General features: G+C 73.4%; 16 protein-coding genes and 2 pseudogenes. 4 read left to right on the top strand and 14 right to left on the bottom strand.

The window, feature by feature from the left end; genetic code table 11:
* The 11 genes and pseudogenes from QCN29_RS30380 to QCN29_RS30425 form a co-directional block, all read right to left on the bottom strand.
* Positions 1 to 560 (bottom strand): annotated as a pseudogene (locus tag QCN29_RS30380) (chorismate synthase); the annotation flags it as partial.
* A gap of 2 nt (positions 561 to 562) precedes the next feature.
* A pseudogene (locus QCN29_RS30385) lies at positions 563 to 1,033 on the bottom strand (chorismate synthase); the annotation flags it as partial.
* Positions 1,030 to 2,271, bottom strand: a complete 1,242-nt coding sequence (locus QCN29_RS30390; RefSeq protein ID WP_279932198.1) for a 3-hydroxybenzoate 6-monooxygenase — start codon at positions 2,269 to 2,271, stop codon at positions 1,030 to 1,032. The gene QCN29_RS30390 and the pseudogene QCN29_RS30385, both read right to left, overlap by 4 nt.
* A gap of 41 nt (positions 2,272 to 2,312) precedes the next feature.
* Positions 2,313 to 3,593 (bottom strand): 3-phosphoshikimate 1-carboxyvinyltransferase, encoded by a 1,281-nt coding sequence (gene aroA / locus QCN29_RS30395; RefSeq protein ID WP_279932199.1) that lies wholly within the window; start codon positions 3,591 to 3,593, stop codon positions 2,313 to 2,315.
* Positions 3,590 to 5,779, bottom strand: coding sequence for a transketolase (gene tkt / locus QCN29_RS30400; protein ID WP_398860275.1), 2,190 nt, complete (start codon positions 5,777 to 5,779; stop codon positions 3,590 to 3,592). The genes aroA and tkt overlap by 4 nt, the downstream gene beginning before the upstream one ends.
* 781 nt (positions 5,780 to 6,560) lie before the next feature.
* The gene (locus QCN29_RS30405) at positions 6,561 to 7,085 is read right to left on the bottom strand and encodes a shikimate kinase (RefSeq protein WP_398860277.1); all 525 of its coding nucleotides are present in this window, start codon (positions 7,083 to 7,085) and stop codon (positions 6,561 to 6,563) included.
* Positions 7,082 to 7,423 carry a hypothetical protein gene (locus QCN29_RS37215; protein WP_398860279.1) on the bottom strand — a complete coding sequence of 114 codons (342 nt, stop codon included), beginning with the start codon at positions 7,421 to 7,423 and terminating at the stop codon, positions 7,082 to 7,084. Before QCN29_RS37215 ends, QCN29_RS30405 begins: the two co-directional genes overlap by 4 nt.
* Entirely contained in the window at positions 7,420 to 9,393 is a 1,974-nt protein-coding gene (locus QCN29_RS30410) for an anthranilate synthase family protein (RefSeq protein WP_279932201.1), read from the bottom strand. Before QCN29_RS30410 ends, QCN29_RS37215 begins: the two co-directional genes overlap by 4 nt.
* Positions 9,390 to 10,043: an isochorismatase family protein gene (locus tag QCN29_RS30415; protein WP_279932242.1), complete on the bottom strand. Its 654-nt coding sequence runs from the start codon at positions 10,041 to 10,043 to the stop codon at positions 9,390 to 9,392. The genes QCN29_RS30410 and QCN29_RS30415 overlap by 4 nt, the downstream gene beginning before the upstream one ends.
* Positions 10,044 to 10,164: 121 nt before the next feature.
* The gene (locus QCN29_RS30420) at positions 10,165 to 10,935 is read right to left on the bottom strand and encodes a 2,3-dihydro-2,3-dihydroxybenzoate dehydrogenase (protein WP_240137860.1); all 771 of its coding nucleotides are present in this window, start codon (positions 10,933 to 10,935) and stop codon (positions 10,165 to 10,167) included.
* A gap of 42 nt (positions 10,936 to 10,977) precedes the next feature.
* Positions 10,978 to 12,147 (bottom strand): 3-deoxy-7-phosphoheptulonate synthase, encoded by a 1,170-nt coding sequence (locus tag QCN29_RS30425; RefSeq protein ID WP_279932203.1) that lies wholly within the window; start codon positions 12,145 to 12,147, stop codon positions 10,978 to 10,980.
* A 230-nt stretch (positions 12,148 to 12,377) separates the two neighbouring features.
* Here QCN29_RS30425 and QCN29_RS30430 point away from each other — a divergent pair, with 230 nt between their 5' ends.
* Positions 12,378 to 13,499 carry a transaldolase family protein gene (locus QCN29_RS30430; protein ID WP_279932205.1) on the top strand — a complete coding sequence of 374 codons (1,122 nt, stop codon included), beginning with the start codon at positions 12,378 to 12,380 and terminating at the stop codon, positions 13,497 to 13,499.
* An 8-nt stretch (positions 13,500 to 13,507) separates the two neighbouring features.
* On the opposite strand, the gene pabB is transcribed toward QCN29_RS30430, so the two are convergent.
* Both pabB and QCN29_RS30440 read right to left on the bottom strand, forming a co-directional pair.
* Positions 13,508 to 16,306 (bottom strand): aminodeoxychorismate synthase component I, encoded by a 2,799-nt coding sequence (pabB, locus tag QCN29_RS30435; RefSeq protein WP_279932207.1) that lies wholly within the window; start codon positions 16,304 to 16,306, stop codon positions 13,508 to 13,510.
* Positions 16,307 to 16,323: 17 nt separating this feature from the next.
* Positions 16,324 to 17,049 carry a methyltransferase domain-containing protein gene (locus QCN29_RS30440; protein WP_240137844.1) on the bottom strand — a complete coding sequence of 242 codons (726 nt, stop codon included), beginning with the start codon at positions 17,047 to 17,049 and terminating at the stop codon, positions 16,324 to 16,326.
* Positions 17,050 to 17,335: 286 nt separating this feature from the next.
* Between QCN29_RS30440 and QCN29_RS30445 the strand changes: the two genes are divergently transcribed.
* Positions 17,336 to 19,246, top strand: coding sequence for a helix-turn-helix domain-containing protein (locus tag QCN29_RS30445; protein WP_279932208.1), 1,911 nt, complete (start codon positions 17,336 to 17,338; stop codon positions 19,244 to 19,246).
* Positions 19,247 to 19,344: 98 nt separating this feature from the next.
* On the opposite strand, the gene QCN29_RS30450 is transcribed toward QCN29_RS30445, so the two are convergent.
* A complete protein-coding gene (locus QCN29_RS30450; RefSeq protein ID WP_279932209.1) occupies positions 19,345 to 20,538 on the bottom strand; it encodes an IS701 family transposase in 1,194 nt (397 codons plus the stop codon).
* 584 nt (positions 20,539 to 21,122) lie between these two features.
* Between QCN29_RS30450 and QCN29_RS30455 the strand changes: the two genes are divergently transcribed.
* Together QCN29_RS30455 and QCN29_RS30460 are read left to right on the top strand one after the other, a co-directional pair.
* Positions 21,123 to 24,275, top strand: a complete 3,153-nt coding sequence (locus QCN29_RS30455; protein ID WP_279932211.1) for a sacsin N-terminal ATP-binding-like domain-containing protein — start codon at positions 21,123 to 21,125, stop codon at positions 24,273 to 24,275.
* Between the two features lie 176 nt (positions 24,276 to 24,451).
* Positions 24,452 to 25,417 carry a LysR substrate-binding domain-containing protein gene (locus tag QCN29_RS30460; RefSeq protein WP_279932213.1) on the top strand — a complete coding sequence of 322 codons (966 nt, stop codon included), beginning with the start codon at positions 24,452 to 24,454 and terminating at the stop codon, positions 25,415 to 25,417.
* Positions 25,418 to 25,420 lie beyond the last annotated feature (3 nt).

Consider the following 25,420-nt stretch of genomic DNA (forward strand, 5'->3'; position numbering starts at 1 on the left):
CCCTCCGTGCCGCCCGAACGACCCGAGGTCCGCTTGATGCCCTCCCCCGTCCGGACGATCTCGTCATGGGCCTTGGAACCGGGCACCCGCGCAAGACCGAAGCCATCGCCGACCTCCACACCCTTGATGGCCTGGATGCCCATCAAAGCCGCCGCAAGCCGGGCGTCCAGACGACGATCCCAGTGCACATGCGACCCAAGCCCCACCGGCACCCCGTACGCCAGCACCTCCACCACACCGCCGAGCGTGTCACCGTCCTTGTGCGCCTGATCGATCTCCGCGACCATCGCCTTCGAGGCGTCCGCATCCAGACAGCGCACCGGATCCGCATCCAGCCTCTCCACATCCCCCGGCGTCGGATAGACCCCGTACGGCGCCTTCGCCGCCGCCAGCTCCACCACATGGGAGACGACCTCCACCCCCGCCGTCTCCTTCAGATACGAACGGGCCACCGCACCCAGCGCCACCCGCGCCGCGGTCTCCCGGGCACTCGCACGCTCCAGAATGGGCCGCGCCTCATCGAACCCGTACTTCTGCATCCCCGCCANCCCGCCGTCTCCTTCAGATACGAACGGGCCACCGCACCCAGCGCCACCCGCGCCGCGGTCTCCCGGGCACTCGCACGCTCCAGAATGGGCCGCGCCTCATCGAACCCGTACTTCTGCATCCCCGCCAGATCCGCATGGCCGGGACGCGGACGGGTCAACGGCGCGTTACGCGCCAAAGCCGCCAGCTCCTGGGCGTCCACCGGATCCGCGGCCATGACCTGCTCCCACTTCGGCCACTCCGTGTTCCCCACCATCACGGCCACCGGAGAACCCAGCGTCAACCCGTGCCGGACACCACCCAGGAACGTCACCTCGTCCCGCTCGAACTTCATCCGCGCACCCCGGCCATAGCCGAGCCGCCGCCGGGCCAGCGCATCCGCCACCATCGCGGTGGTGATCGGCACACCGGCGGGAAGCCCCTCCAGCGTCGCTGCCAGTGCGGGTCCGTGCGACTCCCCCGCGGTCAGCCAGCGCAACCTGCTCAACGCGCCGCCCCGGCAGCACGGGCCCCGGCAGCACGGACCCCGGCACGGACCCCGGCGTCCGCGACGAAGTCGCAGTCGCCGTGCAGCCAGGCCACCTTGTCGTACATGTCCTGAGCCGACAGCGAGGACAGCATCGCGTTGCGCTCCCGCGCCGCCGCGCCCGCCGGGTGGTAGAGCCGGCGGCCCATCTCACGGGCGACGAGCTGCGTGCGCGCGGTGCGTTCGCGCCGCTCGGCGTTGAACTTCTCCAGCCGCTGCACCACCTCGTCCGCGCCGCTGCCGCCGAGCAGTTCGCCGAGGACGACGGCGTCCTCCAGGGCCTGGCAGGCCCCCTGCGCCGCGTACTGGAGCATCGGATGGGCGGCGTCGCCGAGGAGGGCGACCCGGCCGTCCGTCCAGCCGTCGACCGGGTCGCGGTCGCACAGCACCCAGGCCTTCCAGTCGCGGCCGAGCTCCAGCAGCCGCCGGGCCGTCTCGCCCAGCTCCGGGAACTCGTTCAGCACGTGGTCACGCGCCGCGGGCTTGCCGACGAGCGCCTCCGCGGCCGCGTCGTCGCGGGTGGCGGCCAGGTTGAAGTACGCGCCGCCGCCGATCGGATAGTGCACGAAGTGCCACTTGGGGCCCGCCCACAGGGTGACCGTGTTCCAGCGCAGCTCCTGCGGCACCTCCTCCATCGGGATCACCGAGCGGTAGATGGTGTGGCCGGACACGCGCGGGTCGCCGTCGCCGACGAGCTGCCGCCGCACGGTCGAGCGGATGCCGTCCGCGCCGATCAGCGCGGTGCCGGTGACCCGCTCGCCGCTCGCCAGGACGGCGGTGACCTCGCCCGCGGTCTGCTCGTACCGGGTCACCGCGCAGTCGACGCGCAGCTCGACGTCCGGGTGGCGGCGGCATGCCTCCAGCAGCGGCTCGTACAGGTCCATGCGCTGCACCACCGCGTACGGGTTGCCGAACCGCTCCCGGTAGGCGTCGGTCAGCGGCATGGAGGCCACCCGCCGCCCGGTGGTGCCGTCCATGAAGCGCAGCTCGTCGATGTAGACGGCGCGGGCGCGCACCTGGGCGCCGACGCCGAGGCGGTCCATCGCATGGAAGGCGTTGGGGCCGAGCTGGATGCCCGCGCCGAGCTCGGTGAAGGCGTCCCGGCGCTCCAGGACGGTGACGCGGTGGCCGTGCCGTGCGAGGGAGATGGCCGTGGCCAGTCCGCCTATGCCGCCGCCTGCGACGATCGTGTGAGCCATGGTGGTCTCGGGTCCTTTCTCAAACGGGTCTTGAACGGTTCTCAAACGCGGGTGGGAGCAGGTTGCTCGAGGAAGAGGCGGCCCAGTTCCGCGCGGAAGCCGGGGAACGTCTTGGCCACGCAGCGCGGGTCGTCGAGGGTGATCCCGGGGACCCGCAGCCCGAGCACCGAGAAGGCCATCGCGATCCGGTGGTCCCGGTGGCAGGCGATCCGCGCCCCGTGCGGACGCGCGGCGGGGTGGACGGTGATCCAGTCCCGGCCGACCTCGGTGGGCACCCCGCAGCCGGCGAGGTTCTGCGCGACCGCCGCGATCCGGTCGGACTCCTTCAGCCGGGCGTGTCCGATGCCGTGGACGGTGACGGGGGCGTCGGCGAGCGGGGCGATCGCGGCGAACGTCATAAAGGTGTCGGAGATGTCGCCCATGTCGACCTCGAAGCCGCCGCGCAGCCGTCCGTCCGGTGCGCCGGTGACGGTCGTGCCCTCCTCGCCCACCTCGACATGGGCGCCGGCCCGGGCCAGCACGTCGGTGAAGCGCACGTCTCCCTGGATGCTGTCCGTCCCCAGACCCGGCACGGTGACGCTCCGCCCGGTGACGGCCGCCGCGGCGAAGAGATACGAGGCGGCGGAGGCGTCCGGCTCCACCCGCAGCCCGGTGGCGCAGTAACCGTCGGCCGCGATCTCGACGGGGCCGTCGGGGCGTTCGACGATCTTGGCCCCGAACTCCCGCATCAGCGCGATGGTCATATCGACGTACGGCCGGCTGACGAGATCCCGGAACCGGACGGTCAGCGGGGACCGCAGCAGCGGGGCCGCCATCAGCAGACCGCTCAGATACTGGCTGCTGAGGCCGCCCTCCACGAACAGCTCGCCGCCCCAGGCCCCCGCGGCCGCCACTCGCAGCGGCAGCCCGCCGCACGGGTCGGTCCACACGCTCACGCCGAGCCGCGTCAGCGCGTCGGCCAGCGGCTGGAGCGGGCGGGCCCGCAGCTGGTCGGAGCCGTCGAAGAGGAAGTCCCCGCTGCCGGTCGCCGCGAACGGCGGCAGGAAGCGCGCGGCGGTGCCCGCGTCGGCGCACCACACACGGCCGCCGCCGACCGGGCCGTGGCCCTTGCCGGTCACCTCCCACCAGGCGTCGCCGGGGCCGCTGACGATGCGGTAGCCGAGGCCGGCCAGCGCCGTGCGGAAGGCGATCGTGTCCTCGCTGACGAGCGGCTCGTACAGCCGGCTGGCGCCGGACGCGGCGGCGGCCAGCAGCAGCGCGCGGTTGGTGATGCTCTTCGAACCGGGGACTCGGGCGACGACGGGCGCCGCGGCGGTGGTCATGCCAGCCCCCGGCGCAGCGGGTTCGCCAGCCGTCCGTCCCGGTCGGCGTCGCGCCGGCGGGCGTCCCGCTGCCGTGTCACGCTCGCGCGGGCGGCCGCGGCGACCCGCTCCGCCGTGAAGCCGTACTGCTCGTACAGCTGCCGGTACGAGGCCGACGCGCCGAACCGGTCCAGGCCGACCGTGTGCCCCGCGTCGCCGACCAGCGCGTGCCAGCCGATCACGGAGCCCGCCTCGACGGAGACGCGGGCGCGCAGCGCGGGCGGCAGCACCCGGTCCCGGTACTCCTGGCCCTGCTCGCCGAACCACTCCAGGCACGGCATCGACACCACCCGGGTGGGGACGCCGTCGCGCTGGAGGATGCGCCGGGCGTCCAGCGCGATGTGCACCTCGCTGCCGGTGGCGATCAGGATCGCCTCCGGGATGCCGCCGGACGCCTCGGCCAGGATGTAGCCGCCGCGCGCCGTGCCCTCCGCGGACTCCACGCCCGAGTCGGGGGACCGGTCCAGCACCGGCAGGCTCTGCCGGCTCAGGCACAGGCCGGCGGGGCGGTCGGCGTGCTCCAGCACGGTGCGCCAGGCGACCGCCGTCTCATTGGCGTCGGCGGGGCGCACGACGTCCAGACCGGGGATGGAGCGCAGCGACCACAGATGCTCGACGGGCTGGTGGGTCGGGCCGTCCTCGCCTAGGCCGATCGAGTCGTGCGTCCACACGTAGGTGACGGGCAGTCGCATCATGGCGGCGAGCCGCACCGCCGGGCGCATGTAGTCGGAGAAGACGAGGAACGTGCCGCCGTAGGGGCGGGTGCCGCCGTGCAGGGCGATGCCGTTGAGGATCGCGCCCATGGCGTGCTCGCGGATGCCGAAGTGCAGCGTGCGGCCGTAGCGGTGGCCGGGGAAGGCGGCGGTCGCCCGCTCCTCCGGCACAAAGGACGGCTCGCCCTTCATGGTGGTGTTGTTCGACTCGGCCAGATCGGCGGAGCCGCCCCACAGTTCGGGCAGTACGGAGGCGAGCGCGCCGAGGACCTCCCCGGACGCCTTGCGGGTCGCCACCTCGGTGCCCGGCTCGAAGACGGGGAGCGCCGCCGCCCAGCCCTCGGGCAGTTCGCGGGCGGAGATGCGGTCGAACTCCGCGGCCCGCTCCGGGCAGGCGGCACGCCAGTCCCGGTACCGCTTCTCCCACACGGCGCGGTCGTCGCGGGCCCGCTCGGCCACCTGGCGTGCGTGGGCGAGGACGTCGGCCGGCATCTGGAAGGCGGCCTCGGGGTCCAGCCCCATCGCCGCCTTGGTCGCCGCGGCTTCGGCCGCGCCGAGCGCCGCGCCATGGATCTTTCCGGTGTTCTGCTTGCCGGGCGACGGCCAGCCGATGACGGTGCGCAGGGCGACCAGCGAGGGCCGGCCGGTCTCCGCACGGGCGGCGGCGAGGGCCCCGTACAGGGCGGGCACGTCCTCCTCGTACGCCCCGTTCCCGGTCCAGTCGACCTGCTGTACGTGCCAGCCGTACGCCGCGAACCGCGCGAGCACGTCCTCGGACTGGGCGATCTGCGTGTCGTCCTCGATGGAGATGTGGTTGTCGTCGTAGAGCACGACCAGATTGCCGAGCCGCTGGTGCCCGGCGAGGGAGCCCGCCTCATGGCTGATGCCCTCCTCCAGGTCGCCGTCCGAGGCGAACACCCACACCGTGTGGTCGAAGGGGCTCGCGCCGGGCGCCGCGTCCGGGTCGAACAGGCCGCGCTCCCGGCGGGCCGCCATCGCCATGCCGACCGCGTTGCCGAAGCCCTGGCCGAGCGGTCCGGTGGTGGTCTCGACGCCCGGGGTGTGTCCGTACTCGGGGTGCGCGGGCGTCAGACTCCCCGCGGTGCGCAGCGCCTTGAGGTCGTCGAGCTCCAGGCCGTACCCGGAGAGGTACAGCTGGGTGTAGAGGGTCAGGCTGGAGTGGCCGCACGACAGCACGAAGCGGTCCCGGCCCGCCCACGCGGGGTCGGCCGGGTCATGCCGCAGCAGCCGCTGGAACAGCAGATACGCGGCCGGGGCCAGGCTCATCGCGGTGCCCGGGTGGCCGTGTCCGGCCGTCTCCACGGCGTCCACGGCCAGCGCACGCGCGACGTCCACGGCGCGCCGGTCCAGCTCGCTCCACTCGAAGCGGCCGCGGGGCGGGGTCTCCAGCGGGGTCTCCAATGAGGTACTCACCGTCTGCTCAGGGCTCCTTCGCCAGAGGGGATCCACCGGAGTGGACCCGGAGGGATCCGGAAGGGATGTCGTCGCACCGGGGGCAGGGGTGGGGGGAAGGGGGGATGTGCCGGGGCCGTCGGGCGGAAGGGGGCGCCCGACGGCCCGCGGCCGTCCTGTGCCGGGCGGCGCGGGGTGGGGTCCGTGCGGCCGCCTGTGAACACCCTGGGGGTGCGGGGGCGGTTGTGCGGAGTGGCTCATTGGCACTTCGTCAGGTGGCCGACAGTCGCCGGTGCGGTTGCTGTGTAGCCGGGGCGCCGCCCCAGATCCCGCGCCTCAATCGCCGGCGGGGCTGGGGTGTGCGGGTCCTTGGTCCTCAATCGCCGGACGGGCTGGGGTGTGCGGGTCCTTGGTCCTCAATCGCCGGACGGGCTGGGGTATGCGGGTCCTGCGCCTCAAAGCGCCGCTGGGGTGTGTGGGTCCTGCGCCTCAATCTCCCCCAGCTACCTCCCCCAGCTACCTCCCCCAGACTTCGTCCGGGGGTGCCCCCACGGAGGTGCCCCCAGGGGTACCCCCACGGAGGTACCTCCAGGCGGGGCTGGGGTGTGCGGGTTCTTGGTCCACAATCGCCGGACGGNTCCAGGCGGGGCTGGGGTGTGCGGGTTCTTGGTCCACAATCGCCGGACGGGCTGGAAAAATCAGCCTTGCCCAGGGGTACCCCCAGCGGTAGCTGGGGGAGTTTGAGGCGCGGGGGTCCGGGGGCCGGAGCCCCCGGAAACCGGGGTCCGGGGCGGAGCCCCGGTTATCCCCCGCCCGCCACGGCCACCGGCAGCAGCGCCGCGATCTCCTCCGCCGTGCGCTCCGGGCCGCGGCCTTCGGACCAGACGCACGCGGCGGCCAGGCGGTCGTAGATCGGGAGGCGGACGGCGGCCAGGACGCGGAGTTCGCCCGCCGGGTCGTCGGCGAGCAGCGGCCGCGTGCGGGCGCCGCCCACCCGGGCCGCCGCGGTCGCCGCGCCGACGCGGAGGTGGACGACCCGATGGCCGGCCAGCCGCCGCTGGGTGGTGTCGTCCAGGACGGCCCCGCCGCCGACGGCGAGCACGCCGGGGTGTTCGGCGAGCGCCCGCCGCACCGCCTCCCGCTCCAGTACCCGGAACGCGGCCTCACCGCGCTCCAGGAGGATCTCCCGGACCGAGAGCCCGGCGGCTCGCTCCACATCGGCGTCGGTGTCGCGGAAGTCCGCCCCCAGCCGCTGTGCGAGCAGCCGGCCGACGGTGGTCTTGCCGCTGCCCGGCAGCCCGATGAGGACCGCCAGCGGGTCGGTCATGGGGCCCCGGCCGATCTGGCCAGGCCCTGGGCCGACAGGTCGGGGTCCGAGTGCCGGCCCTCCACCACCGCCTCCACGTCGAACAGTGTGGCGTGGACGGGCGGCCGCCCGATGATCTCGACTGCCCGTGCGGGCAGCGGCGCGGCCGCGGCCTCGGCCGACTCCCACAGCAGCACCGCGCCCCAGCGCTCGGTCTCCGGGTCGGAGATCCAGAACTTCAGCCGCAACCCGTCGATTCCGGCGAACCGGTCGATCGCCTCGTCCCGCAGGAAGTCCCGCAGCGACTCGGCGCTGTGCCCGGTGTCCTTGAGGTCCCACCACACGACGGCGGCCTTCATACGAGGTGTCCTTCCGCCAGTTCTTCCGGGTGCCCTTCCGGGCGCCCTCCCGACTGTCCTTCCAGGAGCCCGGTCAGCGCCTCGCCGAGGATGCGGACGCCGTCCTCGGTGAGCACCGACTCGGGGTGGAACTGCAGGGACCGGAAGCCCGGCCCGCGCAGCGCGTACACCTCGCCGGTCGCCCGGTCCCGGCTGACCTCGACCACGCCGACGTCGGTCTCCGCCTTGTCGTCGCCGGCGCGCGCGGCGAACGTGTTGTAGAAGCCGACGCGCACCGTCCGCCCGAACAGGTCGATCTCCCGCTGCACCCCCTGGTTGGGGTGGGCCCTGCGGTGTACCTCCAGACCGAGGCGGGCGCTGAGCACCTGGTGGCTGAGACACACCGCGAGGAACGGCCGCCGCGACGACAGGAGGGTGTCGATCGCCGTCCGCAGGTGCGCGATCTTGGGGTGGCCGGACTCCCGGGGATCGCCCGGACCGGGTCCCATGACGACCAGCTCGTACGGTTCGAAGGCGTACGGCTCGTCGAACCGCCGCACCGTCACCCGCGCGCCCATCGCGCGCAGTTGGTGGGCCAGCATCGCGGTGAAGGTGTCCTCCGCGTCAACGACCAGCACCTTGCGCCCGGCCACTCCTGGCATCTCGCGGAGCCGCCCGGCCACGTCGTCGAGCCAGAAGCCCGCGATGGAGTCGTTGCGGCTCTCCAGCGCGGCCCGCACGTCCGGGTGGCCGCCGAGGCGGCGCGGCCCGGTGTCGCCGAGGACGCCGAGCAGCCCGGCCGCCTTGGAGCGGGTCTCGGCGACCTCGGAGAGGGGATCGGAGTGGCGCACCAGGGTCGCGCCGACGCCGATCCGCATCGTTCCGCCCGCGTCGATGTCGGCGGTGCGGATCAGGATCGCCGAGTCCAGTGTGTCGCCGTCGTCGGCGTCCCGGCCGATCAGGGCCAGGACGCCGCTGTAGTAGCCGCGGCCCCCCGGCTCGTACCGCTTGATGACCCGGCAGGCGCTCTCCAGCGGGGAGCCGGTGACGGTCGGCGCGAACAGCGTCTCGTGGAGGATGTCGCGCGGATCGCGCGTCGTGTGGCCCTCGATGAAGTACTCGGTGTGCGCGAGCCGCGCCATCTCCTTGAGGTGCGGGCCGACGACGCGGCCGCCGGTGTCGCACACCCGCGCCATCATCTTCAGCTCTTCGTCGACGACCATGTACAGCTCGTCGGACTCCTTGCGGTCGGCGAGGAACTCCATGACCCCGGAGAGGGTGGGCCCGGAGTCGGGATAGCGGTAGGTGCCGCTGATGGGGTTCATCACGGCCCGGCCGCCCGCGACGCTGATGTGCCGCTCGGGGGAGGCGCCGACGAAGGTACGGTCCCCGGTGTGCACGATGAACGTCCAGTACGCGCCGGACTCCTTCTCCAGCAACAGCCGGAAGAAGCGCAGCGCGGCGCAGACGGAGTAGTCGGCGATCTCCGCGACGTACGACCGCTTCATCACAAAGTTCGCGCCCTCGCCGGTGCCGATCTCCTGGGCGATCACCTCCCGGACCGTCCGGGCGTAGGCGGTGTCGTCGACGTCGAAGCCTCCGCCCTCGCGGAGCGGTACCGGCAGGTCGGGGATGCGGCGCAGCACCTCCGACAGCGCCACCGTCGTCTGCTCCTCGACGGCCATGGCGAGCAGCGGTTCACCGTCGTCGGGGGCGTCGTAGCCGCGTTCGGCGATCTGCCGGTACGGGATGAGCGCGAGCAGGTCCTGGCGGGCGCCGCCGTCGTCCTGTGCGTCGCGTCCCGCGCCCCGTACCTCCCGTCGCTCCTCCCGGCCGGGGAGGGGGAGTGCGGCGAGGCCGTCGACCTCGCCGACCGGGCCGAGCAGCAGATCGACCCGGCCGGGCCCGGTGGTCTCGGGGCGGTACACCAGCGCGAACGGCGGCGGATCGGCGGTGAGCACCCGCCCCAGCAGGTCGCGGTCTTCTGTCATGACTCCTCCTTGCGGGAGCCGGCGCCCACCGGCGACGGCGGGCCGGCCATCAGGGCGGTGACCAGTTCCTCCGCCGTGGTCAGGGCGGCGCAGCGGGTGGCCGCGTACTGCAGCGCCATGTGGTGCTCCTCCGGGCTGAAGTCGGCGACGGCGTCGGCGACCAGGAAGGGCTGGATGTCGTGGCTGAACGCCTCGACAGCCGTCATCAGCACGCCGACGTGCGCGTACACCCCGCAGAGGATGAGCTGATCGCGCCCGGCGGCCCGCATATGGGCGAGCAGCTCGGTGCGGTGGAAGGCGCTGTAGCGCCACTTGGTGAACACCCAGTCGCCTGGGGCGGGGGCCAGCGGGGCCACGACCTGCCGGTGTTCGGCGCTCGGGGTCATGCCGGGACCCCAGAAGTCCCTCAGCAGACCGCGCTGCTCCGCGTCCATGCCGCCGGGCTGCGCCGTGTACGCGACGGGGACGGAGAGCGCGGCGCAGCAGTCGCGTATCCGCGCGGCGTTGTCCACCAGCGTGGTGACGGGCTGCTGCCCTGCGGGGAAGGGGGCCAGGAAGTAGCGCTGCATGTCGTGGACGAGCAGCACGGCCCGGGCGGGGTCCGGCGTCCACGCGGGCGTGCTCGCCGGCAGCTCGTCGGCGCGCGGCATCGGATACGGGCTGATCGCGGGGATTCCGGGGCTCGGCAGCCGGGTCGACTGCTCCCCTGACTGCTCACTTGACTGCTCGCTTGACTGCCGACCCGGTTGCCGACCTGACTGCTGAAGGGTGCTAGACACCGAGCGCCGCACCTCCGTCCACCGTCAGGTCGTGCATCGTGATGTGCGCGGCCTTGTCCGACAGCAGGAACACCACCGCGTCGGCGACGTCCCCGGGCTGGGCGAGCTTCCGCAGCGGGATGCCCACGCGGTACGCCTCCGGCACCCCGTCGAGCGAGGCCTGGGCGCCGCTGTCGTCCTTCCACATGGAGGTGAGCATCGGGGTGTACGTGGAGCCGGGGGCGACGATGTTGGCGCGGATGCCGTACTCGGCCACCTCGAGGCCCAGGCACTTGGTGAACATGGTCGCCGCCGCCTTCGAGGCCGCGTACGCGGACATCTCGACGCGCGCGGTGCCGGCCGCGTTCGAGGCGACGGTGACGATCGCCCCGCTCCGCCGCGTCACCATGCGGTTGACGACGGCCCGGGACACGAAGAAGACGCCGGTGGTGTTGACGGCGAAGGTGGTGGCCCACTCCTCGTCCGTGAGCTTCCGGGCTTCGGCCAGCCGCAGCACCCCGGCGGCGTTGACGAGGTAGTCGATGGGGCCCATGAGAGCCTCGGCGTCGTCGACCAGCGACTCGACCTCCGTGCTGGAGGTGATGTCGGCGGGGAACGACTGGACCGGGTAGCCCTGCTCCACGGCGTACTTGACGCGTTCGCGGAGCCGGTCGGCGTCCCGGTCGACGGCGGCCACCCGCGCGCCGCGTTCGGCCAGGGCGTTGACGATCGCCTCGCCTATGCCGCCGGCGGCTCCGGTGACCAGTGCGGTCTTGCCTTCCATTTCCATACTGCTGTGCCTCCTTGTCCCCTCGCTCCGACGGCTTCAGCCACGCCACGCGGCGGCGACGCCGTATGCCTGCCAGGGATTGAGCCTGGGGTCGCAGAAAGTGGTGTATTTCTCGCCCAGTTCGTCGATGTGGCAGGGGTCCAGAACGCATTCGCGGACGTCGTCCGGGGTGGTTTCCAGGTGCAGACCCGCCGCTGTGCCGCCGTTTTCGATGACGGCGGTCTGGAATTCCTCGACTTCGCGGACGACGGTGGCGATATAGCGGGTCTTGACCCCGTCGGGGGCGCTGACCGTGTTGCCGTGCATCGGGTCGCACAGCCACAGCACCGGGTGCCCGGCCTCCCGTACCGCCCGGACCAGTTCCGGCAGCCGCTCGGCCGCGGTCCCGGCGCCCTGCCGGGCGATGAGGGTGAGGCGTCCCGGATCCCTCTCGGGGTCGAGGCGCTCGCACAGGGCGACAAGCTCGGACACGGTGATGCTCGGACCGACCTTGCACGCCACCGGGTTGCACACCGACGCCAGCAGCGCGACATGCGCGCCGTCCAGCTCACGGGTCCGCTCGCCGATCCACGGCCAGTGGGTCGACGTCAGCAGCTGGGCGCCGTCCGGCTCGGTCCGCAGCATCGGGCCCTCGTAGTCCAGCAGCAGCGCCTCATGGCTGGTCCACACGGGGGCCTCGGCCGGGAAGGGCCGGCGTCCGCCGTGCCGGCCGAGCAGCTCCATGACCACCGCCGCCGCCCGGTAGCCGGCCCACAGCCGCTCGGCGTCGGGACGGCGCAGCACCGGGTCCGGCGTCGGACTGTTGACCATATGGCCCCGGTACGAGGGGAGTTCGACGCCGCCCACGATCTCGGTCGGCTTGGAGCGGGGCTTGCCGAACTGGCCCGCGATCCTGCCCACCCGGATCACGGGCTTGAGCGAACGTGCCTTCATCACACCGGCGAGCACGTCCAGCAGCGCCGTCTTGCGCGCCACATAGCCGGGGGTGCATTCGGCCGGGTCCTCCGCACAGTCCCCGGTCTGTATGACCTGCAGGTCGCCCGCCGCCGCCGCGGCCAGCAGGAAACGCAGCTCCCTCACATCGTCCCCGTAGACGAGAGGCGGCGCGCTGGCCAGCCTCTCGCGCACGGTGGCGAGAACGTTCTCATCCGGCCAGTCGGGTTGCTGGCCTGCCGGCAGGGTCCTCCAGAGGTCAACTTCCTGCACGTGGTACCTCCCAGTGCTGTAACTGCCCCAACGGATGCACTGAGGAGTCTGGGAATGGCCGTAGGCCGGAAACCAACGGTCGATCGCCACTTCGTCAAGTGAGGCTCACTTGGTCAAGTCAGAAGGGCTTACGGCCGTTGACATATTCAGCCGAAGATTTCCGGCCGCGACTTGACACAGACGCCTCATCTCTCTGCCGCCTTACGCCGCCCGCGCCCTAAGGTCGGTGCATGAACAGCGAATCGGCCATCGTATTGCTCAAGCGGTTGGCCGCCGAGGGTGTCTCCCCGTGGCTCGCCGACAGCGGGCGGGGCGGAGTCACCGGTGGTGCGCCGGACCAGCTCACCGAGGCACGGCTCTTCCGCGGCGCGGTGAGACCCCCTTCCTCACCTGCGGACGCCCGGAGAGCCTGCGATGCGCTGTGGCCCGTTCACGAGGCGAGCGGGGGTCATGACGGGCATGTGTCGGTGCCCGTGAACCCGGGCATCGCCCATGACGCGCAGGCGCTGACCGAGGAAGCGCGCCATATCCACCGCGAGGTGGGCCGCCCCAATCTGCTGGTGCGCATTCCGGCGACATCCGCCGGACTGGTCGCGCTCGGCGCGTGTGTCGCCGACGGGATCGGTGTGGACAGCGCCCTCGTGTTCTGCGCGGAGCGCTACGGACAGGTCCTCGACGCCTTTTTCTCCGGCATGGAGCGGGCGCTGGCCTCGGGTCTCGCCCTGCAGACGATCGCCTGCGTGGCCTCCTTCCCGGTCGGGCCGCTCGACTCGGAGGCCAACGCACGGCTGGGGGGCCGCCCACGTCCCCAGGGCGCGGGGGGAGGGCCGGCCGCGGTCCCGGGGGCGGCGGGGGCCAGGGCGGCCGGGCCCGCCTCGGAGACCCCGGGGATTCCCGGGGGCCCGGCGGCGGCGAAGGCCCGCGAGGCCGCCGGCAGGACGAGGGCGTGCGAGGCAGGCGGCAGGACGAGGGCGTGCGAGGTCGTCGACACGGCCGCCGTGGCGGTGGCGCGCCAGGTGTTCCGCGTACGGGAGGAGCGGCTCGCCAGCGAGTGGTGGCGGGTGCTCAGAGCAGGCGGGGCGCGTCCGCCGCGGCTGCTGTGGACCGAGCCGCACTCCCGTCATATCGCCTCCCTCATCGGCTGGAACACGGCGATCGCCATGCCCCTGGACATCCTCGAAACCGCGTCGGACGAACTCGAACTCCTCGGCGACACTCTGCTCAACACCCACGGCGAGGGGCGGCGGGCCCTGGCGGCCTTGGAGCGGCACGGTGTGCGCATCGGGGAGTTGGCGGGCGTGCTGGAGACGGCGGAGCTCGCGCGCCTCCAGCACTCCTGGGAACACCGCTGACGGCTGTGTCACAGCGCGATCCGCTGCGGTTCCGCCCGCCGCTCCGCCCGCCGCTCCGGCCCGCTCGCCGCGCCGTGCGGGGACACGGCGTCGCGTCGCGGGAACACGGCGCCGGTGATCGCGAGCAGCGGGGCGGCCTTGACCGCGGTCTCCTCGAACTCCGCCTCCGGGTCGGACAGGGCGATTACCGCCCCGCCCACGCCGTAGCGGACCCGGTCCTCGGTGATCAGAGCGGTGCGGATGACGATGCTGAGGTCCGCGGCCCCGGTGAGCGAGAAGTAGCCGATCGCCCCCGAGTACACCCCGCGCGGCCCGCCTTCGAGCCGGTCGATCAGCTCCATGGTGCGCTTCTTGGGCGCACCGGTCATGGAACCGCCGGGGAAGGACGCGCGCACGCAGTCCACGGCGCTCAGGCCGGGCCGCAGCCGGGCCCGTACGGTGCTCACCAGCTGGTGCGTGGTGGCATAGCTCTCGACCCGGAAGATCTCGTCCGCCTCGACCGAGCCGGGCACGGCGCACCGCCCGAGGTCGTTGCGGACCAGATCCACGATCATCAGGTTCTCGCTGCGGTCCTTCTCCGCCTCCCGCAGATCCGCGGCGAGCGCCGCATCCGCTTCCGGGGTGCGCCCGCGCGGTCTGGTCCCCTTGATCGGCTCGGATACGGCCAGCCCGTCGCGCGAGACGCCGACGAACCGCTCGGGCGAGGTGCTCAGCACGGCCAGCCCGTCGAACTGCAACAGCGCGCCGAAGGGCACGGGGCTGGTCCGCCGCAGCGTCCGGTAGGCGGTCCACGGGTCGTAACGTCCGTGGACCTCTGCCATGTTCGTCAGACACACCTCGTACGTCTCGCCCGCCGCGATCTGCCGCTGGCACTCGGCGATCAGCTCCAGATACGCCTCGTGATCGTGCCGCAGCACCATCTCGACGCCGTCCGGCGCGGTGGGGCCGCCCGGGTAGGCGTCGAGCGCCCTCCCGGTGTCGCCGAGCGGTCCGGCGTCCCGGTCGGCCTCGTACCCGCCGGAGGCCGACGCGGCGGCGCCTGCCGCGCGGAGCGCCTCCGCGGCCTCCGCCCCGGCGGCGGCTGCGTTCGGCCGGGCTTCCCGCGTACCGCTGCTGCCGCCCGTGCGGCCGATCGGCACGCCGGCCGCCGACAGCTGCGCCGTGGGAGCGCCCACGCCCGTGTACGGGTCCGGCCGTTGGACGCCGCCCGCGCTGAGTGCCGCGGGTGTGGGGGCTTCGCCCCCGTCCCGAGGGACGCCGCACGCGGCGAGCGCGTCCGCCGTCGCGGTGAGCCAGACCCGCGCGGCCGCGACGCCGCCCGACGCCGAACCCTCCTCCGCCAGAGCCAGCAGACAGGTCATGCCCGTCGCATGGTCGAACACCACCGCCCGGTCCGCGAAGACCATCGTCGCGTCGGGGTCCTGGGAGCGGTGCACCGCCTCGCCCCCGCACTCCGCCTTCAGCTCGTAGCCCAGATATCCGACCCAGCCGAGCGCGAACTCGCAGGGCAGCTCCGGCACGTCCGTGCGGCAGGACCGCAGATCCCGGTCGATCCAGTCGAGGAACGGCCCCGCGACGATCTCGGTGCCGGCCGCGGCCCTCACCGTCACCGTGCCGCTCCACACATCGGCGCGGGCCACCCGGGCCAGCGGCCCGGAGGCGTCGCCCATCACGGAGAAGCGGCCGCGCCCGGCGTCCGGACGGCTGCTGTCGAGCCAGAAGGCGTGGTCGCGACCGCGGAAGAGCCGGTCATAGACGATCTCGCCGTCCCAGCGGGTCGGCAGCGTCTCGGCGAGCACCCGCAGCTGCCGCGCTGCGGACACTTCCGGCGCGGACGTCTCCGGTGCGGGTGGCCCCGCCGCTGACGTCACCGGCATGGACGTCACCGGCACGGGCGCAGGCGTAGGGGCGGGCACGGGCGTACGGGCGGGGGCGGGCGTGTGCCGTGCGGGGGCGGCGGCCCGGGCGGCCGGACCCCAGGCGACGCCCGCCGCCCGGCTCGAGTCCGCAGGCGTCGCGTCGACGGGCATCACACCCCTGGGCCCTGCGTCCGCAGGCGTCGCGTCGACGGGCATCGCACCCCTGGGCCCTGCGTCCGCAGGCGTCGCGCTGACGGGTCTTCGTGTGTCGCCGACCGGTCCTGTGACGCCGACCGGTCCTGTGACGCCGACGGGTCGTGCGCTGCCGACCGGCCCCGCGACGGCAAGCGGCCGCGGCGCCCGGTGCTCCCGCCGCGCCCGGCTCAGCTCCGCGAAGTTGCCCAGCAGCCTGACCCCGTACTGCGAGCAGATCGACTCCGGGTGGAACTGCACACCCCACTGGGGCCGTTCGCGGTGCCGCAGCGCCATCAGCACCCCGTCCGTCGTCCAGGCGACCGCCTCCAGCGCCGGCGGCAGCTCGGTCACCCGGAGGGAGTGGTAGCGCACCGCCTCCATGGGAGAGGGCACCCCGGCGAAGAGCCCGTCACCGCCGTGCAGCACGGAGGACACCCGCCCGTGGAAGGGTTCCGGCGCGCGGCCCACAGCCGCGCCGTTGAGCAGCCCGATGCCCTGGTGCCCCAGGCAGATGCCGAGCAGCGGCAGCCGGGACTCCTCGATGATCTCGCGGCAGATGCCGAAGTCCGCCGCCCGTCCCGGATGCCCGGGACCGGGGGAGACCACGATGTTGTCGAACGAGGCCAGCAGCCCGGCCCGCCAGCGCGGATCGTCGTTGCGGATGACCTCCGGCTCCCTGCCGTTCACCTCGGCGAGCTGGTGGAAGAGGTTGTATGTGAACGAGTCGTAGTTGTCGACGAGCAGCGTGCGCACGGTGACCTCTCCTGGGCTCAGACGGTGGCTGCCGGGACGATCTGAAGGAGCATGTGGGTGACCGAGTCGTCGCCGTACTCGCCCTCGCGGACGGTGTCGGCGCGCACTGTGCGCAGCTCACGGCCGCACTCCTCGGCTATTCGGTGCAGGGTCGCCTCGTCGCCTCGGTTGCTGAAGTGCAGCAGTGCCGAGCCGCCCGGAGCAAGCCGATTGAGGACCTGCTCCAGATACCGGCGGTGGGTGCGGTAGCCGGCGTCGACGTACGCCTGCTCGTGCACGGACTTGTACTCGTACTGTTCCGGGCCCAGCACGTAGTTGGAGCTCCAGAAGACGGTGTCGAAGCGCTGGCCGTCGTCAAGCCCGGAGAACAGGTCGCTGTGCACGGCCCTGAATCGGCCAGTGACGCCGTGCCGTTCGGCGTTGACGGCCGCGTTCTCGACAGCGCGGGGACTGATATCGGACGCAACTACCCGCTCGTATCCGGCCAGTGCCGCCATCACCGCGATCACTCCGGTGCCGCAGCCGACCTCCAGGAAGGAACCGGAGTGCGGCAGCGGCGGTTCGTGGTTGAGACCGAGGAACTCCAGTGCGATGCCGGTCGACGGTGAGTAGACCGGTGCGAACACCTCGTCGAGCAGATCCCACTCGCGACCGCACAACGTGAAGGTCTCCGGCCGGTCTTCCCTGGTCAGTGATGCGCGGCTGCGAGCGATGGAACGCTCGAAGCTCTGGATCCGAGACATGGGACCCCTCCCCCTCTAGTCGTTCTCGAGGTGCCCGCGAGCCGGGCACGTGCAATCAGCATTCAGGCGGAACGAGAGCTTCCAGAAGGTGGTCCGGCGACACCGTTGATCGGAGGGGGTGGTGATCCAGTCACCGTGTGCCGTGTTGACCTGGACTGTCCGGAGCCAACGGATTGTTGACCAACCCTTACCATCCGCATTACTTTCAGCCAGTCCATGCGTCTTGAGAACTCGGGGGGCGGGAATGACGCCGGAAGACCGGTCGTCGGATGTTGATGCTTTTACAATGCTCGAGCTGCTCGCCCAGGAGGCGCCCGAGAGCGAGTTCGAGGCAGTGGTCAGGCAGGCGCGTCAGGGGGGCGCGCGCGCCGGGACCCTCGACCGGCTGAACCGGGCCAAAGACCTCTCCCTGGGCATCCGGGCGCTCTTCGCCCGCCGCCAGCAGCGCGAGGCCGGTCTCTCCGCCCTCGTCGACACCGCCAGGGATCTGACGCTGCCGTATCACCTGGACGCCCTGCTCAAGGTCATCACCCGGCGCGCCCGGCTGCTGCTGGGGCTCGACATGTCCTGGGTGACCTTCCACGACTTCGACGCCGACTGCTCGCGCGTACGGGCGGCGGACGGCCACGCCTCGGCGATCACCGTGGGGTTCGAGGTGCCCATGCAGGGCGGCGTCGGCAGCCAGGCGACCCAGCGCTCCGGGCCCTTCTGGTCCGCCGACTATCTCCGCGACGACACCTTCGCGCACTCCGAGACCATCGACGACGTGGTGCGCGCCGAAGGGCTGCAGGCCATCATGGCCGTCCCGCTGCAGTCGGAGGAGTCCACCTTCGGCGTCCTGTACGTGGCCGACCGCCGGGTCCGGCACTTCGCGCCCGACGAGGTCTCGCTGATGAGCTCGCTCGGCGACCTCGCCGCCGTCGCCATCGAGAAGACCCGGCTGCTGGAGCGGACCCGGGACGAGGTCGCGGAACTGGAGCTGGACACCTCCCGCGCCAAGGACTCCTTCGCCGCCGCCCGGGAGTTCGGCGACGCGCACTCGGACCTGCTCGGCCTGCTGCTCGAAGGCGGCGACCTGGCCGGCCTCGCGGCGGAGTCGGCGAAGCTGCTGCACGGCTCGCTGCTGGTCCGCGACCCGGCAGGCCGCAGGCTGGCCTCTGCCGGCGAACTCCCCGAGCTGGACGAGTCCGAGCTTGACACGCTCTCCCTCGACACGCACACCGAGCGCAGGCCCATCCGGTCCCCGGGCGGCCTCTGGCTCTGCCCCGCCGCCTCCCGGGACGAGATGCTCGGCACGCTCGTCCTCGCGCCGCAGAACCCGCAGGAACCGTTCAGCGAACACCAGATCGACCTGCTTCGGTCGGTCGCCCAGATCACCGCCGTGTTACTGCTCATGCGGCGCAGCGCTGCGGCCGCCGAGGGGCAGGTGCGCGACCTGCTCTTCAACGATCTGCTGAGCGGTTCCCGGCTGCCCCCGGCGCAGCTCGCCGAGCGGGCCCGCCGGCTCTCCGTCGACCTCGACGAACCGCACACCGTCGCGGTCGCCCGCCCGGAGGGAGGCATACGGGGCCGGGCCGTCGTCTGGGCCTCCTCCTACGCGCACCGGCTGTCCGGCCTCAAGAGCGTCGACGGCGACTGCATCGTCATGCTGCTCCCCGGGACGGACCCGGTCGCCGTGGGAGAGGCACTGTCCTCGGAGCTCTCCACCGTCCTCGGCAGCCCGGTGACCGTCGGCGCTGCGGGGCCGACCACGAACCCCGCCGACATCCTCGGCGTCCACCAGGAGGCACGGCGCTGCCTGGAGGCGGTGACCGCCCTCGGCGGCGTCGGGGTCGCCGTCTCGCCCCGGGAGCTGGGCTTCCTCGGACTGCTGCTCTCCGACAGTCCCAACACCGTCGGCTTCATCAACCGCACCATCGGGCCGGTGCTGGACTACGACGCCCAGCAGGCCACCGAGCTGGCGCGCACCCTCGAGGCGTACTTCGCCTCGGCCAGCAGCCCCACCCGCGCCGCGGAGACCCTGCATGTGCACCCCAATACCGTCTCCCGGAGGCTGGAGCGGATCACCGAACTCCTCGGCGCCGCCTGGCAGGAGCCCGCCCGGGCGCTGGAGGTGCAGCTCGCCCTCCAGCTCCAGCGCACCAGGCGGGCCCTGGTGCGACGGCGCAGCGGCCAGACGGACCGCGCGCGGGGCTGATGCGCGCCGGGGCCCGCCGGGGCCCGCGGGTGTGCACCGGACGGCCACTGCGGACCGGTTGACGGCACGGCTGACGGTGCAGCCCGGGGCGTCGCCCGTCAGGCCGGCTGGGCCAGCGGCTGCGCCACCGGTCGGACCACGGCGCGCACCCGGCCGTCCGCCGTCGCCAGGGTCTGCACCGCCTGAGCGGCGGACGCCAGGGTGGTGTGCCGGTGCCAGCCGTCGAAGGACCGCCCCTCGAAGTCCACGACGCCGACGTTGACCGACGTACGGTTGAAGTCGGTCTCCACCCGGCGGGTCAGCTGCGCGAGACGCAGCAGATCGCCCCAGGCGGCCCCCGACAGGTCGGTGATCCAGCACTTGCGCGGCCAGCCGCGGGGGTCGCCCCACTCGCCCAGCAGCAACACCGGGCCCGCGGCGGGCAGTTCCACCCGCAGGGCGGTCACCAGGCTCGTGCGCAGCCGTCGGGTCTCCGGGTCCGTCCAGGTGACCGGGCGGCGCAGCGGACCGGCCACCCGCAGCAGCTGCTGCACGGAGACCTCCCCGATGCCGGTGCCCGCCAGCGCCGGATCCGCGGCCGTCACGCGCGTGGTGCCGTGCACGGCCATCAGGAACGGCAGCCCGGCGGCGCGCAGACCGCGGGCCGTCTGAGACGGGTCGCTCTCCGGGAGGTCGAGGACCACCGGGCGCGGCGGACCGCCGATCCACGACTGCGCCTGACGCACCGCGTCGGTCACACAGGCCAGCGACGTCGTGGCCGGCTGCTCCGCCGGATGCCCCGGCACACCGCTCCTGCACTGCCGCAGCCACTCCGCGGAGAGCTTCAGCCGCCAGCTCACCGGGCTGCTCATCTCCTCGTTGGCGGCCCAGACGCCGTACGCCTCCTGGCTGTTGACGATATGCCCGAGGCTCGGCACGAACCGCCGGGTCACCCCGACCGAGTGCTGCCCCGCCTTGGGGATCACAACGTTCTGCACCACCCAGCAGCGCGGGCGCATCACCCGCTCCAGATAGCGGGCGAGCGCCGCGCGCACCGGAGTCCAGTCCCAGGTGGACGCCGAGATGAAGTGGTGCAGGCTCTGCTCCGCCGCGCCGTCTCCGACGGACGCGGCGATGTTCCGGATCGACTTGCGCCCCTGGGCCGTCAGCAGTCCGCGCAGATACTGCTCGCCCTTGCAGCGCTGGTCCTTGCGCGCCAGCCCGGCGAACAGCTCCGAGCAGACTTCCCCCACGATCGCCTCCGGCACCCCGTGTGCGCGTCGGCTGTCGACCCTCACAACCTTGGTTTCCATGGCTACCCCGTCCCTCGCTGACCGCCACGAAGCGGTCCCATCACGGTGCGGTCCGGGGCGTCCCGCAGCCCAGGTGCGCCGATCACACACCTGGGCCCCGTGATGCACGCCTGCCACCCGGCGGCGTCGGGGCGGCCCCGCAAACCGCCCCGAACACCCCCACGGACGGTGCTTTTACACCGCTCGACGGCCCTCCCGGCGCTGGGTCATGGTGGCCTGGTCACCATCCGTCCCCCGATCGACCCCCCTTGGCAGTGGCCGGAGCACACCCCCTGGGCGCGGGCCCCGGCCGGCATCTGCCTGTGGCGGCCCGGTCCGCCCCGTCGCCGACCGGCCGGCCGCGTCCCGGGACTGGATGGGTGTGCCGCGCGGGGGAGTTGTCCCGGGACCTGGTGCGCCGAAGCGCCGGACAGCAGGGTGCGTGCCGCGGCGAGTAGGGGCAGGGGGGAAAGGGGCCCGCCCGCGCCCCGGGCGACCCGCACCGGCGGGCCCCGGTGCCCCCGGCATCGGGAAAGGCGTTCCGCGCGGTACCTTCGGGCGACAAGGCAGGCACCGTGGACACAGAGCAGAGAGTGGAGCGCACCGTGAGCGTCGTCAGGACCACCGAGGGCCACGACCCGTTCGGCACGGCCCGACTCCGCCGCGGCGTGCTCGACGCCTGGGGGGCCAGCCCGGCGCGCTTCCGCGAGGACGCGAACGCCGAGGAGGACCTCGCGCTCGGCGGCTACCGCGACCGCCTCGTCGTGGAGCTCGCCCAGAACGCCGCCGACGCCGCAGCCCGAGCCGGTGCCCGCGGCCGGCTGCGGCTCACCCTGCACCCCAGCCGCGCCCCCGGCGAACCCGCCGTGCTGGCCGCTGCCAACACCGGCGCGCCGCTCGACGCCGCGGGCGTCGAATCCCTCAGCACCCTGCGGGCCTCCGCGAAGCGGGAGGGGCATGAGTCGGCCGTCGGCCGGTTCGGCGTCGGCTTCGCCGCCGTCCTCGCCGTCAGCGACGAACCCGCGGTCGTCGGCCGTCACGGGGGCGTCCGCTGGTCGCTCGCCGAGGCCCGCGAGCTGACCGCGCAGGCCGCCAAGGCCAGCCCCGGCCTCGGCGACGAGCTGCGCCGCCGCGAGGGCCACGTCCCGCTGCTGCGGCTGCCGCTGCCCGCCGAGGGCACCGCGCCTGAGGGGTACGACACCGTCGTCGTCCTCCCCCTGCGCGACGGCGCGGCCGTCGATCTCGTCGAACGCCTCCTCGCCGGCATCGACGACGCCCTGCTGCTCACCCTCCCCGGTCTCGACGAGATCGTCGTCGAGACCCCGGGCGGCGCCCGCATCCTGCGCCGCACCGCGCAGGGCCCGTACGTCCACGTCGAGGACAGCGCCCACGGCGACCGCCGCTGGCGCGTCGTCAGCCACGGCGGCCCCGTCGACGCGGCACTGCTCGCCGACCGCCCCGTCGAGGAGCGGCTGCGCCCGCACTGGTCCGTCACCTGGGCCGTGCCCGTGGACGACGACGGCGCGCCCGCCCGCCCCCGCACCGCACCCGTCGTCCACGCCCCCACCCCCACCGACGAACCCCTCGGCGTCCCCGCGCTGCTCATCGCCTCGCTTCCCCTGGACACCACCCGCCGCCACCCGGCGCGCGGCCCCCTTGCCGACTTCCTCGTCGGCCGTGCTGCCGACGCCTACGCCGAGCTGCTCGCCGACTGGGAGCCGGTGTCCGTCGGGACCGTCGACCTGGTGCCGGGCCCGCTCGGCAAGGGGGAGCTGGACGGGGCGCTGCGCGCCGAGATCCTCACCCGGCTGCCGCGCGTCGCGTTCCTGGAGCCGGCCGCCCCGCGCGACGACACGGCCGAAGGAGAAACCAAGGGGCTGCGCGCCATCGAGGCGGAGGTGCTGGAGGGCGCGGGCGTCGACACCGTACGCGTGCTGGCGGAGGTCATGCCGTCGCTGCTGCCCGCCGGTCTGGAGCGGCGTGTGGAGCTGCGGACGCTCGGCGTCGCCCGCGTCCCGCTGACCGAGGCGATCGACCGGCTCGCCGGGCTCGAGCGTGCGCCCGAGTGGTGGCGTCGGCTGTACGACAGCCTGGCCGGGGTGGACCCGGACCGGCTCTCCGGCCTCCCGGTCCCATTGGCTGGGGGCACCTCCCCGGCCGGAGGCTCTGGGGGAGGCCGCACGACGATCGGGCCCCGGCAGACCCTGCTGCCGCTGCCCGACACCCCGCCGCAGCTCGCCCGCCTCGGTCTGAAGATCGCCCATCCGGACGCCGCGCATCCGCTGCTGGAGAAGCTGGGCGCGCTGCCCGCGACGCCGCGCGCCGTGCTGACGACACCCCAGGTGCGGGCGGCGGTGGCCGGTTCGCTGGACGCCGGGGAGATGTGGGAGGAGGACTCCCTCGACGCCGACGAACTCGCCGAGACCGTCCTCGCGCTCGTACGGGACGCCGATCTGGACCCCGGCGACGAGCCGTGGCTCGGCGCGCTCGCCCTTCCCGACGAGGACGGGGAGCCGGCGCCCGCCGCCGAACTGGTGCTGCCGGGCAGCCCCTTCGCCTCCGTGATGCGCGCGGACGAACTGGCGCTGTGCGACGCGGAGCTGGCCGAACGGTGGGGCGAGCAGCCGCTCGCCGCCTGCGGGGTGCTGGCGAACTTCGCCCTCGTACGCGCCGAGGACGTCGTCCTCGACCCCGACGAACTGGAGCCCCGCGACGGCGACTTCCCCGAGCCGGACGACGCCGGGCTGCTCGACGCCGTCGACGTATGGTGCGAGGACGTCCTCGACCGGCTGCCGGACACCCCCCTCCCGCCGGTCGCCACCGAGATCGTCGCCGTGCGCGACCTGGACCTGGTGGACGACGACGCCTGGCCGCAGGCCCTGGCGCTGCTGGCGCAGCCGCCGCTGCGGGACGCCCTCACCCAGCAGGTGCGGATTCTGCTGCCGGACGGGACGACCGAGACCGTACGCCCGTACACCGCCTGGTGGCTGCGCGACCACCCGGTCCTCGACGGCCGCAGGCCCGCCGGTCTGCGGGCGGCGGGCGGGGACCCGCTGCTGGAGGGCCTGTACGACACGGTCGACGCAACCGGCTTTGACGACGCCCAGGTGCTGCGGGCCCTCGGTGTGCGGACCACGGTCGGCGCCCTGCTGGACGAACCGGGCGGCGCGGCCGAGCTGCTGGGGCGGCTGGCGGACCCCGACCGGCCGGTGCGGGCCGCACAGCTGCACGGCCTGTACACGGCGATGGCCGAGCTGGACCCGGAGCAGGTGACCCTGCCGGACGAGCTGCGGGCCGTCGTGGACGGCGAGGTCCGCGTGGTCGATGCGGCGGACGCGGTCGTGGCCGACGCGCCGGATCTGCTGCCGCTGACGGGCGGGCTGCCCCTGCTGCCGGTCGCTCCGGGGCAGGCGGCCGAGCTGGCGGAGCTGCTGCAGGTGCGGCGGCTCGGCGAGACCGTCGCGGCGGAGGTCACGACGGACGGCGAGGAGCGCGACGTCCCGGCGCCGGTGCGCACCCTGCTCGGTCCGGCCGCCCCGTCCTCGTACGTCGAGCACGAGGAACTCCTCGCAGGCGGCGTCGAACTGGACTGGCGGCAGACCCCGGACGGAACGCTCCACGCCGCCACCCTGGAAGGCGTCGCGGCCGGCCTCGCCTGGGCGGCGGGCCAGTGGCCGAGGCGCTTCGAGGTGGCGGCGCTGCTGGAAGACCCGGACAGGGAGCGGGAACTGGCCCGCGACCGCTGGTTCGACGCGTGACGCTCCGCTTGGGCTGGTACGTACCCGTAAGGCGGGGGGTCCCCGGGGCCGGGGCCTGCCGGCCGCGTGGCCGTCGGACCGCAGGCGGTCGTGAGGGCGCGGTCCGCGATCGGCCGGCCCGCTACGTTGTGGGGGAGTGCTGTGCTGTGGGACGGGAGGGTTGGCGGAGGTGCAGGGTGCAGGGTATTGACGGCGGGGAGCCCGTGGTCGACCTCGGGGATCTGAGGCTGTTCGCGGTGGTGGCCGAGGAACTGCACTTTGGTCGTGCGGCGGCTCGGCTGCATCTGAGCCAGCCGGGTCTGAGCTACCGGGTCAAGGCACTGGAAGACGCTCTGGGGTATGAGGTGCTGGCGCGGAACCGCCGTGGCGTGCGGCTGACCCCCGCCGGGGAGGTGCTGCTCGCCGGCGCCCGGCGGTTGCTGGGGGAGGCCCACCGGGTGGTCGACGACGGCGGCCGGGTGGCGCGGGGCGAGCTGGCGACGGTGCGCGTCGGGTTCGTGGGCACGGCGTTGTACAGCCTGCTGCCCGCGGTCCTGCGTGCGGCACGGGTGCGCTACCCGGAGTTGCAGGTGCGCGTCGCGGAGCACAAGAGCGCCGATCAGGTGAGGCTGTTGCAGCTGGGGCAGCTGGACTTGGGCCTGGTGCATCTGCCGGTGGATCCGGGCAGCGGTCTGGAGACCACGCCGGTGTTCGAGGACCCGGTCGGCGTCGCGCTGCCGCGCGGGCACCGGCTGGCGGGCGAGGACGCGATCGCGCTGGCCGACCTGGCGGAAGACGGGTTCGTGCTGTTTCCGCGCGAGCTGGAGCCGCAGACCTACGACCGGTACACCGACGCCTGCGTGGCGGCCGGATTCGCGCCCCGTGTCGCGCATGAGGCCACCGGGCTTCAGACCATCCTGGCCTTGGTGGCCGCGGGGATGGGCGTGGCGTTCGCCGCGCGGTCGGTCGCGCGCGGTCTGACCCGCTCCGGGGTCGTGTTCCGGCCGCTGGCAGGGGCCGCACCCCGTTTGGTGACCGGACCGGCCCGGCTGGCGGGCAGCGACCACCCGGGTGCGGAGCTGCTGCGGACGATGATCCTCGACCTCACCAGCAGTGATCAGTATGACAAATCACAGGAGTCTGGATTCATATTGGACGGATAACGG

The organism is Streptomyces chengmaiensis (assembly GCF_029846775.1).
GTDB classification, from domain to species: Bacteria; Actinomycetota; Actinomycetes; order Streptomycetales; family Streptomycetaceae; genus Streptomyces; species Streptomyces chengmaiensis.